The 14,993-nt window shown below is 31.9% G+C and carries 11 protein-coding genes; 6 read left to right on the top strand and 5 right to left on the bottom strand.

The features are described from left to right. Nucleotides 1-442: 442 nt before the first annotated feature. Nucleotides 443-1,018 (top strand): peptidylprolyl isomerase, encoded by a 576-nt coding sequence (locus ACE193_RS12020; RefSeq protein WP_375563232.1) that lies wholly within the window; start codon nucleotides 443-445, stop codon nucleotides 1,016-1,018. A gap of 97 nt (nucleotides 1,019-1,115) precedes the next feature. Here ACE193_RS12020 and ACE193_RS12015 read toward each other — a convergent pair whose 3' ends face one another. Beyond that, a complete protein-coding gene (locus ACE193_RS12015) occupies nucleotides 1,116-1,655 on the bottom strand; it encodes a YceI family protein (protein ID WP_375563231.1) in 540 nt (179 codons plus the stop codon). 392 nt (nucleotides 1,656-2,047) lie between these two features. On the opposite strand from ACE193_RS12015, the gene ACE193_RS12010 reads away from it, so the two are divergent. Beyond that, complete coding sequence (locus ACE193_RS12010) at nucleotides 2,048-3,022, top strand: T9SS type A sorting domain-containing protein (RefSeq protein WP_375563230.1); 975 nt, start codon at nucleotides 2,048-2,050, stop codon at nucleotides 3,020-3,022. 189 nt (nucleotides 3,023-3,211) lie between these two features. Here ACE193_RS12010 and ACE193_RS12005 read toward each other — a convergent pair whose 3' ends face one another. Further along, nucleotides 3,212-8,665: a translocation/assembly module TamB domain-containing protein gene (locus ACE193_RS12005; protein ID WP_375563229.1), complete on the bottom strand. Its 5,454-nt coding sequence runs from the start codon at nucleotides 8,663-8,665 to the stop codon at nucleotides 3,212-3,214. Between the two features lie 122 nt (nucleotides 8,666-8,787). After that, on the bottom strand, nucleotides 8,788-9,159 hold the full coding sequence (locus tag ACE193_RS12000) for a hypothetical protein (protein ID WP_375563228.1): 372 nt from the start codon (nucleotides 9,157-9,159) through the stop codon (nucleotides 8,788-8,790). Between the two features lie 230 nt (nucleotides 9,160-9,389). On the opposite strand from ACE193_RS12000, the gene ACE193_RS11995 reads away from it, so the two are divergent. The 4 genes from ACE193_RS11995 (at nucleotide 9,390) to ACE193_RS11980 (ending at nucleotide 12,826) form a co-directional block, all read left to right on the top strand. Then, entirely contained in the window at nucleotides 9,390-11,135 is a 1,746-nt protein-coding gene (locus ACE193_RS11995; protein WP_375563227.1) for a M61 family metallopeptidase, read from the top strand. Nucleotides 11,136-11,357: 222 nt separating this feature from the next. Beyond that, on the top strand, nucleotides 11,358-11,612 hold the full coding sequence (locus tag ACE193_RS11990; protein ID WP_375563226.1) for a transposase: 255 nt from the start codon (nucleotides 11,358-11,360) through the stop codon (nucleotides 11,610-11,612). Continuing rightward, nucleotides 11,576-12,190: an IS5/IS1182 family transposase gene (locus ACE193_RS11985; RefSeq protein ID WP_375563225.1), complete on the top strand. Its 615-nt coding sequence runs from the start codon at nucleotides 11,576-11,578 to the stop codon at nucleotides 12,188-12,190. Before ACE193_RS11990 ends, ACE193_RS11985 begins: the two co-directional genes overlap by 37 nt. Nucleotides 12,191-12,298: 108 nt before the next feature. Further along, nucleotides 12,299-12,826 carry a hypothetical protein gene (locus tag ACE193_RS11980; protein ID WP_375563224.1) on the top strand — a complete coding sequence of 176 codons (528 nt, stop codon included), beginning with the start codon at nucleotides 12,299-12,301 and terminating at the stop codon, nucleotides 12,824-12,826. A gap of 72 nt (nucleotides 12,827-12,898) precedes the next feature. Here the strand turns inward: ACE193_RS11980 and ACE193_RS11975 are convergent, their stop codons facing one another. Further along, nucleotides 12,899-13,204 (bottom strand): GNAT family N-acetyltransferase, encoded by a 306-nt coding sequence (locus ACE193_RS11975; RefSeq protein ID WP_375563223.1) that lies wholly within the window; start codon nucleotides 13,202-13,204, stop codon nucleotides 12,899-12,901. A gap of 176 nt (nucleotides 13,205-13,380) precedes the next feature. Continuing rightward, the gene (locus ACE193_RS11970; RefSeq protein ID WP_375563221.1) at nucleotides 13,381-14,769 is read right to left on the bottom strand and encodes a tetratricopeptide repeat protein; all 1,389 of its coding nucleotides are present in this window, start codon (nucleotides 14,767-14,769) and stop codon (nucleotides 13,381-13,383) included. Nucleotides 14,770-14,993: the final 224 nt, after the last annotated feature.

Below are 14,993 nucleotides of genomic sequence, written 5' to 3'. Positions count from 1 at the left end.
CAAAGATAGGAAAATAGTTGTCTATACAAGTATATTTTTTTAAAAAAAGTCAATTTTTATAAAATAATCTATTTTTTAGATGTTTTTACGCCTTTTTATTAATTGTTTGTACAATTAAATTTTTGCTTTCCAATTCTTTTTTAGATTGTTTTATTTTGCTCAGTTATTATATGATTTCTGAGCGTTTTTTACGATATTTGTATTACTACATGGGAGCAAATAATGCTTATTCTTATTTTGCTTATGTTATCAAAGGCTCTATCTTTCAAAGAGTTAGATTGTAAATTGCGTGTTGTACTTTTTACAACAACAACATAAATTTGAATCTAAATTTATAAAGTTCTGAAATACTCTAAAACAATCATTAATCAAATCATTTATAACGATGAGAAAAAGTAACTTACTTCGTTTAACATTTTCATTCATCTTAATTTCCTTATTTATGAGCAATACATGCAGTCCAGACAAAGATCAAGTAGTAACTCTTTCTACAAAATTTGGTGATATAAAACTTGTTCTTTTTGATGACACACCGATTCACAAAGAAAATTTTCTAAAATTAGTAGAAGCAGGTCATTATGATGGAACAATTTTTCACCGAGTAATAAAAGGGTTTATGATACAAGGTGGAGATTTATCTACAAAAGAAAATCCTCCAAAAAATGTTTCTGATAGTACGATTACTGCCGAAATAAGACCTAATCACCCACACCGTAGAGGTGCAGTTGCAGCAGCTAGAATGGGAGACCAAATAAATCCAGAAAGAAGATCTAGTAATTCACAGTTTTATATCGTAGAAAAAGATACAGGTGCAAATCATCTTGACGGACAATATACTGTTTTCGGACAAGTCATTGATGGTTTTGAAGTAATTGATAAAGTGGCAGAGCAAAAAACAGCTTATGGTGATCGTCCAGTTGAAGAAATTGTAGGCACTTTTAAAGTAGAACAAATTTCTAAAGAAAAAATTACGGAAGAGTATGGCTATAAATATTCTGAAGTAAAAGAAGATAAATAAGAGTTTTGAAGAAGGCATGACAAATTTATGATACTTTTGGACACCAAATAAGAGCATGACCAATTTATTATGCCTTCTCAAAATATGGCTTTTTTGTTTACTCCTGTTTAGCTAATTGTAACTCTGCAACTAATTTTATATCGTCTGAAACAATTACAGCACCTTCTTCTGTAGTAACGTTCCACACTAAGCCAAATTCTTGACGGTTTACCTCCCCTCTTAATTCAAAACCTGCTTTTGTTTGTCCATACATATCCACAGCAGTTCCTCCATATTCCACACTTAACTTAATTGGTTTTGTAGTATCTTTTATCGTTAAGTTTCCTTCCATATCATATATATTTTCAGAGCCATTTTTTTTAAAAGAAGTAGATGTAAAAGAAATAGTAGGATACTTTTCAGCTTCAAAAAAGTCATTTGAACGTAAATGTTCATCACGCTGCTCTACGCCTGTATCTATGCTTTCTACTTGAGCTTCAAAAGTAATGATAGCGTTTTCAAAATTATTTTTATTTTCTGAAGGAGTTTCCATTTTACCAGAAAATTCTAAAAATGAGCCTGTAACAGTAGAAATTACCATGTGTCTGGCTTTGAATTGAATTTCAGAGTGCATTGGGTCAATTGTCCAAGTTGTCATAAAAATAAGAGTTAGTTAAAAAAATGATTTACAAATAGTATAACAAAGAAGTTAAAAAAAAGTTATTTGTATGAATTTGGCAAGTAACTAAACAAAATTATTTATATGTTATCAAAATTTATCTAATACCTCTAAGGTGTCTTGACAGTTTAAATTTCCATTTTTTAATCTTATTTTATGAAAAACACAAAATCATTTATCATTAAAACCTTGGTAGTGTTCTAAATATAAGGATGTTTTTTTTGAAAAAATGGCAATGAGTTATGATATTTGTAAAATGCAAACTAAACAATCTCAGATTTGTCCTCATTGCCAAGACAAATATACCGTAAAAAACGGTCAGACTTACTATAATAAGCAAAACTACAAGTGTAAAACCTGTAAACGTAATATTGAATTTCAGTCCAGTAGCTCAAATTACTCAAGGAAGCAGTATTAATCTTTGTGCAGACGCTACTCTATCGGCTGCTAATGTTGTAGAAGGAGCAGAGTATCGTTGGATTGAAGCAGAAAATATTATTGCTATGGGGACATCAACCTCTACTCGTGGTTCTGGAACGTATATTTTAGAAGTAACTCAAAACGGCTGTATCTCTAGAGATGAAATAGAAGTAACTGTTACTAACTTGCCAGAAGGAGTTACTGTTTCGGCTAGTCAGGCTACATTCTGTCCTAATGACCAAGTTACTTTGAGTGTAGATAACCCAGATACTAATCTCACTTATACGTGGGTTAGAAATGGACGAGTTCTGAGAAATCAAGAAGGAGATACTTTCACGACTACCATAGCAGGAACGTATCAAGTACAAATTTCTCAAAATGGTTGTACAACGTTTAGTGAAACTGTAGATATAGAAAGAATAAGTGTAGCTGATGCCTTTCTACGTACTACTGAATCTACACTTTTTGTAGAGTCTAGTGAAACGATTAGTAACGTAGAGTGGCTCAAAAATGGAGAATCTGCACCTTCTTTTGAGGGACAAGTAACTATTACTCCTAATGAAAGCGATAATTATAGTGCCATCATAACTTACAATTCTGGTTGTCAGAAAGCTACTCGCACAGTTTACTTTAGACTAAAAGAAGATGTTGTTTTGGGAGAAGATAAGAATACGCCTTTTTTCTTTAATGTCTTTCCAAATCCAAGTATAAATGGACAGTTTACGATTCAGTTTGAACAAACACTTACTTCTCAAACCACTCTTGAAGTAAGTGATGTAATAGGACGAAAAATTCAAAAAATTAAATTACAAAAAGGAATTTCTGACTATCGTTTGGATTTAAAATCACTTGCTAAAGGCTCTTATATTATCAAAGTTGTTACTCAAAATCAAAAATATAAGATCGTAAAGGTAGTGATAGAATAAAGTTAAGATTAAAGTTGGTAGTTAAGTAAATATCTATCACTCTAAAACCCTACTTTTTTGGAGTAGGGTTTTTTCTAAAAAAAGATATTGAAACACTAACTTTAAACACGAAAAATAGTAGTTAAATAGATTGATTAAAACAATCTACCCCAAAAACCTTATCTTTTTGAGATGAGGTTTTTTTACTTTTTAGTATTTTTCTCCTTCCTTATTTTTGCGTTTTTGTTTTTCTTGCTTTTTATTTTTTTCCTTGTCTTTTTTGAAAAGCTCACTCACTTTATCATATTCTCTCACAAAAATAAGTGATGCTCCTGTTTGGATAATCTGCCCATCAATCACACCAGCATAGCTATTTTCTCTAAAAATCTGAACTTTATAACGTCCGTCTTCCGTAATCAAATAAGAAATAATCACATCTCCAGCAATACTACTCAAACCTTGTTGTTGTTGTTGGTCTGCTGCACCACCTTCCAAATCTACATTTGTACCTACTTGAAAAGTCAGACGCTCATCTAAAAATGATTTTGAAAGATTGATTCCTAATTCGGTTTTGCTTTGAGATTCTCCTGTCGAATAATCTTCATAAGAATTCAAATCAAAAGAAAGACCAATTCCAGACAAATTTCTATCAGCTAACTTATTGAGTTGGTCTGTCAAAAGTCCACTTACTGTATTTCTTGCTGTTGATTCTGCAAAACCCATTTCTCCTTGCGCTCTATCCAATGGATTTTCTGAAATAAATCCTCCCAAAATAAGTAATGCAAAAATTTGTTTGTTGAGTTCTGATTCTTGTTTGTTTAGAAGTTGAAGTCTTGTATTAATTGTTCCTCCCATTGCGCCACGTTCTTCATCGGCAATATCAATATCAAAATCAATAATTGGATTCAAAACCTCTCCATTCATATTCAAAACAGCTTCAAAAGGTAGTTTTTGCTTGTATTTATTGAGTTCTGATTCAGAAGTGTTTCCTAGTTGGTTTGCCATCAATTCATACGAAGCAGCTTCAACTGTATGAATCGCTGTAATATCAGCTTTCATATCCATAATATCGCCATAAAAAGTAATCGAACTTCCCTTCTGAATGGTAAAATCTCGTTTGGCAATATTGAAGAAGTTGAGTTTATAAATTCCGTCTGTAATCTCATAACGTCCTGTCAAAGACATTTCTCCACTAGGATTTAGATTGAAATTAATATCGCCTCCTCCTTGCACTTCTAATTGATTCGATTCATCAATATCTACTTTCATTTTGGCTAATGGATTGATTTTGATAACAGCACGAATATCCATATCAGTTGCATATTGTGTACTATCTTCATCATTAGGCACAACTGAAATAAGAGAATCACTATAAAAATCTCTATCGACAAACTCTACAACACCATCTTTATCAATCGTTGCAATTTCAGATTCAGGCAAAATATACGTCAAATCTGTTCCTTCCAAAACTTCTACATTTGCTGTTACAACTGGGCTTGTAGCCTCTCCTTTTACATCTACATCAAGAGAAGCAAGAGCTTTTCCAAAAAATAATTGTTCTTCTTTTGGGTTTGTACTTTTCTTGCTATCTACAAACAAAAACTTATCACTCTTTACATTCAGATTTAAGTTCAAATCACTAAAAGTAGGCGTATTTATTCTACCATTTACATAAAGTGCATTCTGTTTTTTGTCTTTTAAAGTAAAGTTTTGGAAGGCAATACCTTTATTATCAAAACCAATAGTTTCTTTTTCTAAATGTAAATATGTTCCCGAAGCCGTAAGGAAAAATGAAGTTTTATTAAAATCTAATTTTCCTAAAATAGCAGGTTTATCAGTTGTTCCTTTTACTGTCAAACTTCCTGTAACTACGCCTTTCATATCCTTTAGACTTCCCATAGTGAGGTTTTCTAAAGTCGGAAGGGAAAATCTTTGAATATCCAAATTCATATTCAGTGCATCACTTGCATTTTGGGCAGCATTGTAATACCCTGTCAGTTCGAATTTATTTTCTCCTGTCAGATTTACATTTACATCATAACGGTTTTTTGCTTTACTATTTTCTGCTTTCATTGCCAAATTTCCTAACGGACTATTCAAAACAGTCAAATCATCAATTTTTAAATCTGCCAAAAGCTGCATCTCTGTTTGAAAGTTTTGCAGGTTTACATTTCCATTTAGTCGTCCTGTGGCTAATTTTGTCGTATCATTTGCTGAAACTATGTCTGTTAGTGTAGTGAGTTCGAAGTTTTTGAAACTAGCGAGTAGGTTTTTATCTTCTTCTGTAGTCTGTACGCTGATTTTTTGGTCTTGATAAGCCATTATAAAATCTTTTATACTCAAATTATCACTTTCAGTAGCTCGCAAAACGATTTGATTTCCTTTTTTTACACTCCAATTATCATAATTCAGAATTTGAGAAGGAGCAAGAGAAACAATAAACTGCGTCGTATCTGGACGTTCTAAAAAAGTAGTAATATCAAACTGTTCTTTGCCTTCTTCATCTTTAATATTGATAGTCAAATCTGCTTTATTATTGGAAGCCTTTCCAAAAACAAGAGGGTTTTTGAATTGAAAAGTCCCATCATTGAGTTCTGCAACTCCAATTCTATAACTCAAAGCCTCCTTGTCCGAATCAATATTGATGGATAGAGAATCCATCACAATTCCTGCATAAATAATAGACGGAAAACTTCCATTTAGTTCAAACTTTTTAGAATCACTACGGTACTTTCCATCCAAAGAAGCAGGTTCGAATTTAGTAAGGTCAGGAACTAAAGCCGTCAGAAGTTCAGATTTATGAATTTGGATAGAATAATCCATCTGTTGTGTTTCAATTTCTTGATTGGGCAAAACTGGGTCAATTTCGATATATGTATTAATGTGATTTTGAACCGTAGAAGTAAAAGTAGCAAGGTCTAAATTTCCTTGAATGTTGGCAGAAATAATATCCGAACGAAGCTGAATATCTGTTTTGTCTTTTTGAGAAATAGACACAAAAGCAGCCGAATCTATCCTAAAACTACGCCCTTTTTTAGTAATGATTACATTTTTAAGAGTTGTATTTCCCTTTAGGTTATCCAAACTCATTCCTGTAATATCTGCATCAAGATTCAAGCTAACAGTCAAGGATTCATCATACAAATTGAGAGCTTGTAAATCAATTTTTTTCAAATCTAAATCGACAACAAACTTAGGGTTGAGCGAATCCATTACTACATTTCCATCAAAATCAAACGTCAAATTTTTATCTTTCATATTGAGTTTACCATTGTAGGACAAACCATCTACTTTTCCATCTATTTTTAAGTCTTTATAGACATAGTTGCTATATTCAAATTTATTTACGTTTCCATCAATAGTAGTTTTCATTTTTTCTGGGTCAAAACCACTACCATCAGCCGTAATCTTCAAATCTGCAATTCCTAGTGTTGTGTCTTGCAAAATTTTTCCTAATTGTGCATTTTCTACTAAAGCTGTAATATTATAAATCGGCATTTCAGTTTCAGAAATAGCATTTTGCATTGTTCCTTTTGCACCTACATTTCCTAAAGTTGTGTTTAGTTTTGTATTGGTTTCGAAGTCATTCAATAATCCTGTAAAGGCAATATTTCCCTCTATTTTTGGAGGAAGCGTAAGATTTGAAGGAAGCAGTGTATTGGGCAACCAACTTTTGACATCTTTCATATAAACTAAAAACTGCTTTGTAGCAATATCTAAATACATTTTATTTGGGTCAGTCGGATTTTTGATTGTACCACCCATTTCTATTTTTGTACTGTCAAGATTTGCTAAAAACTCTACAAACATATCGTCCATAGAACCTTTTGCAGAGGCTGTCATAAAGATTTTTTGAGGAAAATTATATCCTGCTGGAAGTGTTCCATTAGGCACAAGTTTTTGTAAATCAGAGCGAGAAGAAGTCAGTTTGTTTACTTTTATATCAGCATAGATTTTTTCTACATCGGGCAAACCTTTAATATTTCCATTGACTAAAAGGTTTGTATTGTTCAATCCTTTTATTTGAAAATCTTTAAGCGTAGCATCGTTTGCCTTTCCTGTTGCCTGTCCAGAAATTTTGATGGTTTCGGTAGTTTGTCTTAATAAATTGACTTGTTTTGCTAAGTCTGGAACAAAATAAAAAACATCAGCCAGAGCGATTTCTGTTCCATCCAAATTAATATCTAAATCAGCATTTTGCCAGTCTTCAGCAATGTTTTTTAATGAAGCAGCCAGTTTTACTTTCTGTCCTATTTTACTGCGTGAAGTCTGAATATTCAAATCTGTAACGCCTATACCGTTCGAATCTAAACGAATAATTCCATCAAAATCTCTAAGTTCAAATTGCCCTCTGTTATCAGTTGCTTGAATAGTTTTGAGGTCGGCTGCAATGTCATCTGGATAGAGTTTAAAGTCTTTTATATTTAAAGCAACTCCTTTAAAATGAATATGATTTGCATCAAAACCATAGTCTGTTGTTGGACTATTTTCATCATCAAAAACGACTTCATTATCAGCCAGTAAAATATTTTTTACTTCAACAACCCAAGGTTTTCCCTCGTCTTCTTGCGTTCCTGCTACTTGCTGAGTTTCATCAGCTACCGTTTTGGCAGAATTATTTATGGCAGAATCTAAAGCTGTTTTGACAATTCCTTGTTTGTAAGAAACAAACGTTTTTTTGAGCTCTACGTCTTGAATGACAATTTTTTGAGTTCCTAAATTTGTTTTTTGAGCATTAATAAAAAGAGTTCCTAGTTGAGCATTTACTTCTTGTTTTGTAACATTACTTTTATAAAAAGCTGTTATATTTTCTAAATTTATTTTATCTAAATCAATCTGAAAGCCTATTTCTGAACTGGTGGTATCTGGTTTTTCTTGTGTTGGTGGTGGCAAGTGCGTTTGTACATAACGCAAGTCGGTGTCTTTGAGCAAAATATCTTTTACTGCAAATTTGAGATTATTCAAATCAAAATCATCAACATCAATTTTTAACTGTCCTATTTTTCCTTTGATGTCGTTTCCATTGTATCTATCATCAAATTTTAGATTGATATTTTTAATATCGATTCCACCCAAAGAAATAATAAAACTTCCACCTGTTGTATCACTGGCTTGTAGTTGTGTCGTGGTTTGTTCTTCGCTCGTGGTGGCAGAATCGGTGGAGGCAAAAGCAGCATTTATAAAATCAATATTTGAAGTGCTATCTTCGGCTATCCAAATATTTGCATAAACATTTTCAAGCTCAATTTCTGTAACTTGAAGTGTATTATCTAAAAGCACAAAAGGATTTATTTGAGCATTAAAATGACCTGCATAAAGTAGTGTATCTTGTTGAAGGTCTTCAATATAAAGTCCATTTAAAGTCAGTCCTAAAGGAAAACTAAGGCGAATCATTTTGATTTCTACTTTTGTAGTTAGTTTTTCAGAGAGAAAATTTTCTGCTTTTCCTGTCAGAAAATCTTGCACAGGAGGAAGAAAAAGTAAAATAAAAATAAGAGCCAAAAGTCCGAAAAACGAACCAAAAATCCACATCAAAACCTTTGCTATTTTCTTAAATACTCTTTTTGTTTTGGATTGGGGTTTTGAAGCTGTATCAGATTGGTTTTCAGTAGTTTTATTTGACGATTTAGAAAATTTATTTTTTATATTTTGAAGGAAATTCATAGAGATTTTTACAGAAAAAGTAAGCTAGAAAAATGGACGTGAAAAATAGTAGTTTATCAAATTGGATAAATACTTTGCGTCGTAATGGTTTTAACATGGAAATTAGGGTATTTGTTTATACTTTAAGATTTAGAAAAAAACAACTCCTTGATTATTCCATAAATACTAATAACTATGAAGAAACCTCCCATCAAAATAGGTTTGTACCAAGTGCTTTTAGGATCGAATAATGCATCGTTTGAAGGACTGTATATGGCTGTATAGGTTTTTCCTGCCTTTTCTTTTTTACCGTACCAATCATGTATTTTTCCTTTATACTTTACTTGAGGAATAGAACCATTCTTAGTATATCTTGTTTCTTTAATCATTGTAACTTCCACTTCTACACCTTGCTCTCTAATTTCACAGTTTTCAAAATAATAACTTAATCCAAAGTAGGTAATAGTTGTTCCTATCAAAATACCTAAAAAATAGACAATAATCTCAAATCTCATAATATTACTATCAGTATAAATTAATAATTGAATGACTATACAACGAGCTTAACATTGTTTTTGATACAGTTTGAAAGATAGAATTAAAAAAACTCTTAACTTGCCTACTTGTTATATCATTTTCAACTATTTAAACCCTAAGGGTCTTCAGCGACCCTTAGGGTTTCGAAACTAACTAATCAACTATGTTATTCCGAAATTTTAAAACTGTTTTATCAGTATTGCTCTTTATGAGTATTTGTTTTGCTGGTTTTTCTCAAAAAATCAATTATAAAATAGAATTTCCTGCCCCACAAACGCATTATGCAAGTGTTACGATTGAGGTAAGCGAGATTCCAAAAGACAAAGAAAGTATCGATTTTGTAATGCCTGTTTGGACTCCAGGGTCGTATCTGATTCGTGAATTTGCAAAAGGTGTAGAAAGCGTAAAGTCTGATTCTGATATAGAAAAAACGGCAAAAAATGTATGGACAGTCAAAACGAATGGCAAATCAAGTGTTAAGATTATGTATGATGTCTATGGTTTTGAGCATTCTGTTCGTACAAGTTTTATTGATGCTTCTCACGCTGCCCTTATTCCAACAAGTATTTTTATGTATGTGGACGGAATGAAAGATGAAAAAGCAAGTTTAGAAATTAATAAGCCAAACGATTGGAAAATGATTTCTACATCTTTAAAAAACAAAGACGGAAAAGACAACATTTTCGAAATTCCAAATTATGATATTTTGGCTGATTCTCCTATCGAAATCGGTAATCAAAATATTTTAGAATTTGAAGCAGCAGGTGTAAAACATTCTGTAATTATGTATGGAAAAGGAAACTACAACGAAGACCAAATCACAAAAGATATGGCAAAAGTGGTAGAAGAAGCAACAAAAGTGTGGGGAGAAAATCCAGCAGAAGATTACAAATTTATCGTTCATAACTCAAGATATGGAGGGGGAGGATTAGAACACCTCAATTCTACAAGTTTGGTCGTCGATAGAATGTCGTATGGAACAAAGCGTGGTTATTTAGGCTTTTTGGGTTTGGTGGCTCACGAATATTTCCACCTTTGGAATGTGAAGCGTTTGCGTCCTTTTGCGCTTACAAATTATGATTATACACAAGAACAGCACACTAATTTATTATGGATTTTTGAAGGGTTTACTTCGTATTATGATGAATTGCTACTTACTAGAGCAGGTTTTGTAGATGATAATTATTATCTCAATACACTTTCAGGAAATATTTCGGCAGCAGAAAACAAAAAAGGAAGACACGTTCAGCCTGTTACGGAAGCGAGTTTTGATGCATGGATAAAAGCCTACCGTCCGAATGAAAATTCTGGAAATACGACAGTTTCTTATTATGGACAAGGAAGTGTTTATGCTGCGATGCTAGATTTAATGATTATTGAAGCAACAGATTCAAAGAAAAATTTGGATGATGTAATGCGTTATTTGTACGATGAGTATTACAAAAAGCAAAAAAGAGGTTACACAGATGAGGAGTTTCAGGCAGCAGTCGCAAAAATTGCAGGAAAACCATTTAAATCATTTTTTGATAATGTAGTTTATGGAACACAAATGCCAGATTATGCAACGTATTTGGGGTATGCAGGACTAAAACTAATGGTTTCGGAAAATACATCAAAAGCAACATTAGGAATCAGTACTTCGGAGAGTGGTGGAAACTTAAAAGTAAGAAATACAGAACGAGGTAGTGCAGCTTACAAACAAGGCTTAAATGTAGATGATGAAATTATTGCAGCCGATAATTTTAGAGTAACTTCAAATGGCGAACTTGCCGAAATTCTGCAATATAAAAATGTAGGTGACGAAGTAAAATTATTAATTGCTCGTGATGGACTTTTGCAAACACTTACTATAAAATTAGAAGCTGACGATACAAAAGGATATAGAATTGATAAAATCGAAAATCCTTCTAAAAAGCAACAGAAAGTGTATGAAAAATGGTTTGAGAAAAAGTAAATGTAACTCCTGTAGTTTGCCCTCTAGGGTAAGAAAAAATGTATCATAAACTTTAAATAAAAAATTAAATCCTTCAAGGTCAGATTTTAAATACTGATTTTGAAGGTTTTTTTTAGTTCTCAGCGAAGTTGTTTTAAGAATGTAAATTTTTGTTATCAAAAAAGAGGTCAAAATAGTTATAATTGTAAATAACCACATTTTCAATCTAACTATTTTGCTTCTATGTTTGTAAACCTATCAAAAAAATTTATAATAGAAAATATTTTACCCTATTTAAAACATTTTTCTAAGGGTCGTCGGATAAAAGCAGCTCTTTGGCGTATTGTAAAAGCGATTGTATATCGTTTAAAATCAGGCTGTCAATGGAGAGAACTTCCTATAAAAGCGTTTTTCAAAAAGGATTTAATTAGCTGGAATACAGTATATTACCACTTCAATAAATGGTCAAAACTTGGAAACTGGAAAAACTTTGGATAACCTATTTGGAAGATTATCGTGGAGAATTAGACTTTTCTATTTGTCATTTAGACGGTAGTCATACATTAGCCAAACGAGGAGGTGAAGGTATTGGTTATTCAAAAAGGAAAGCAGGAAAAACTACTAATGCACTCTTCTTAACTGATAAAAATGGTATTCCAGTAGCGATGTCTATTCCTAGAGCAGGCAATCATCACGATGCCTTTGAGCTTGAAAAAAATATGCAAACGATGATAGACGATTTAAATGCTTCTCAGATTAGAGAGCAAGGAATATTTCTAAATGCTGATGCAGCTTTTGATACAAATGCATTTCGTTCATTTTGCTCGCATATGGACATTTTGGATAACATAGATTTTAATAAAAGAAACCGAAAAGATGTTGATAATCAACCATTTAAAGATGAAAAAATGTGTGGTTTATGTTTTGCAATAGAAAGAACTAACGCTTGGTTAGATGCTTTTAAGGCAATATTGACACGATATGAGACTAAAGTTCATACTTGGCAAAGCCTACATTATTTAGCTTTTACTTTGATATTTATCAGAGATAGACAGAAAATAAAACCTAATTCTTAAACAACTTCAATGAATAAATGGTTAGTAACAAATTAAAAAACTAAACCACCTTTATCATTTGATGAAGGTGGTTTTTCTCTTCTTAAACAGCTTAAACATAAACTAAAAATGCCTTATTACAATCATTATAATTTGACTTTACAAAAGGCTTTAGAAAGTGCATTGACGGAACAAGACAAGTATCCTTTTTCTTTTTATGTAAAACTCATTTGTCAAAACCCCTTTGTTAGTGATATTTGTATTGCTTTATATTGGACTAAATTTACTTTTCAATGGGAACGAATAACTTTACCAACAGATATAAATAACAATGTCCTTAATACACTAACAGGTAAAAAAGAAGATAAAGAAATAGCACTCATTTTACATAGAGAAACAGGTCAAAATGAAATAGAGTTACTTCAACCTTTACTTTCAAAGTTACAAAAACTAACTATTCCTATTGACTTACAACTTGATAGACAGCTTGGAAGAGATGGAGATGGTTTCAAACTTACTTTAGGTAATGAATATTCTTATACCACTTGTTATTGGGCAGAATATAGTTCTACACCTGCTTGGCAAGATTTGACAGACTTTGCAAATACAATTCTTTCAATCAACAAACAGCTTATTGCAAGCAAAAAAAAACAATAAACTATTCTTATATCTATGAGCTAGACCATAAAAAAGAAAGTGTTTATTATCAAATTTCTGAAAGTTAAAAGTTTAATATCTCAATCCTTTTTTGACCAAAACCTGATACTCTTCGTGTTTTTTGATATAAGATGCTACAAATGGGCAAGTCGGATAAACTATCCAGCTTTCTTCTTTGATATAATCCAAAACTGCTTTTACGAGTTTTGAACCAATACCTTTTCCTTCTAATTCTTGAGGCACTTCTGTATGCGTCAAGAAAATTTCATTTTGAGTATTCAAAATATAGTCAATGAATGCAGTTTTTCCTTCTACATTCCATTCAAAACGTTTTGCATCTCCATTTTGATAGATAGCTTCTTTATGTATTTGTTTCATTTTGGAAGATTTAGGTTACTTGTGAGAACACAAGCAATGGTTATATTTGGGTTAATTCTATCATTGTTCATGTCCTCACGAATGATTTATGATAGCACAAAAAAATCCTTATCTCTAAAAATAGAAATAAGGAATTTTTGTTTTGATGAGATCTTAGTTTTATAAAACTAATTATCTTAATCTCTAGTACGTATTGTAGTAGTTACACCTATCCAACAACCTACTGAAATAGAATCGCCTACTTTATATTTATCATTAGAAAATACATCTTCTTTAGTAGGAAACTGTCCTTTTGCAGAAGCCATTTTAGCAGCATCTCCACCTCTTGCATACATATCATAAGCAGCTAAGAAAACAGCACGTTTTTGTACAATATCATCTCCTTGCATACACTGTTTGTAAGTACTCATATACAAATCGCCAATAAAAGTATAAGCATTTGCAGCTACAGTTGCATTACCCATTTCGGCAGCCTTATACGATAAAGAACGAGCTTTTGTATAATTTCCATCTTTATAAGCTACTTTAGAAAGTGTCAATACTGTATTTGCAGCTTTTTCTTTTTCTTCTTCACTTGCACCCACTAATGATTTTTCAATCCAAGTAAGGGCTTTATCTGTATCACCATTTTGCATGTGCAGTTGTCCGATAGTATTAGCAATCGCATTTGTAGGAGTGAGTTTGTAGAATGCTTGCATCGCTTCTAAAAATAAAGGTTCTTTTGTACAACCATTATCAGCCATCAATTTTACAACTCTATTGATAAGAAGTGTATCATTTGGATTTGCTTTTAGTTTCTCTCCAAAAAGGTCTGCAATACGGTTACAATCTTTAGGAAAATAGATAAGTTCTAATTCATCAATTTTATCTAAAACAAATGTTTTCCATTTATCTTTTTCTTCTGCTGTTTCTTCTTTAGCAATACGACTTCCTACATATTTTTTGAGGTCTCCATAAATAGTAGTCATTTCTTCTAAAGTCATGCCTTGTTTTTCATATACTTTTCCTGCTGCATCTGCATAATAAATTACTTGTGCACGAGGAAAATTATCTTTATCCATCTCATACGTTTTTTTGTAATGAGCATAAAGTGTATCTGTTTTTGAAGAATCATCTTTCCAATAGAAATAAGCATCACGCCCAAAACGACGATAAATATCATTCATATCTTCAGCCAAGCCATTTTTGATACGCATTTGATACATTTCAGCAATTTTGTCCTGATTTACTTTCACCTCACTATCACGTCCATCTTCTCCTGCTTTCTTTGCAAGACCAGCGTAGAGTTTTACTGCTTTTACATATACATCAGCGTGCAAGTTAGGAGCGTTTTCCAAAATCCAATTGAGAGGCTCAATAGCTTCTTCAAATTGCTCATTATTTACAGCATCGATGAGTAGTGCATAGTTTTCTTTTGCAATGCCTTTATTTCTTCCACTTGGCCAATTAGGTTCATTTTTGCTTACTTTATCGTCATCATCTTGTGCATAAGATGAAGGAACTACAAAGGCAAAAATAGCCAGTAAGAGTAAAATAGTTTTGAAATTGAATTGTATCTTCTTCATAATATAATTTTGGATTAGTGATTTATTTGGTTGAAATTTATTAACCAATTAAATATAGTATGTTTTGAAATAATTTGTGTAAGCTCAAAAAGTTACACTTTCTTATTTTGATAATTTATAATAAATAGTTGAAAGGGAATGTTTGTGTATCTGTATTTAAAAAGTTTAACAAAACCATTATTTATTGATTTCGTTTAAGGAACTTTAAATCTACAAATGACAAA

The organism is Bernardetia aquimarina (genome assembly GCF_042180575.1).
Taxonomy (GTDB): domain Bacteria; phylum Bacteroidota; class Bacteroidia; order Cytophagales; family Bernardetiaceae; genus Bernardetia.
This window is presented reverse-complemented; position numbering and strand designations above follow the sequence as displayed.

Bases quoted from the DNA above. Each gene is read 5' to 3' on its own strand.
- ACE193_RS12020 (WP_375563232.1), top strand. From the start codon at position 443: ATGAGCAATACATGCAGTCCAGACAAAGATCAAGTAGTAACTCTTTCT.
- ACE193_RS12015 (WP_375563231.1), bottom strand. From the start codon at position 1,655: ATGACAACTTGGACAATTGACCCAATGCACTCTGAAATTCAATTCAAA.
- ACE193_RS12005 (WP_375563229.1), bottom strand. From the start codon at position 8,665: ATGAATTTCCTTCAAAATATAAAAAATAAATTTTCTAAATCGTCAAAT.
- ACE193_RS12000 (WP_375563228.1), bottom strand. From the start codon at position 9,159: ATGAGATTTGAGATTATTGTCTATTTTTTAGGTATTTTGATAGGAACA.
- ACE193_RS11995 (WP_375563227.1), top strand. From the start codon at position 9,390: ATGAGTATTTGTTTTGCTGGTTTTTCTCAAAAAATCAATTATAAAATA.
- ACE193_RS11990 (WP_375563226.1), top strand. From the start codon at position 11,358: ATGTTTGTAAACCTATCAAAAAAATTTATAATAGAAAATATTTTACCC.
- ACE193_RS11985 (WP_375563225.1), top strand. From the start codon at position 11,576: ATGGTCAAAACTTGGAAACTGGAAAAACTTTGGATAACCTATTTGGAA.
- ACE193_RS11980 (WP_375563224.1), top strand. From the start codon at position 12,299: ATGCCTTATTACAATCATTATAATTTGACTTTACAAAAGGCTTTAGAA.
- ACE193_RS11975 (WP_375563223.1), bottom strand. From the start codon at position 13,204: ATGAAACAAATACATAAAGAAGCTATCTATCAAAATGGAGATGCAAAA.
- ACE193_RS11970 (WP_375563221.1), bottom strand. From the start codon at position 14,769: ATGAAGAAGATACAATTCAATTTCAAAACTATTTTACTCTTACTGGCT.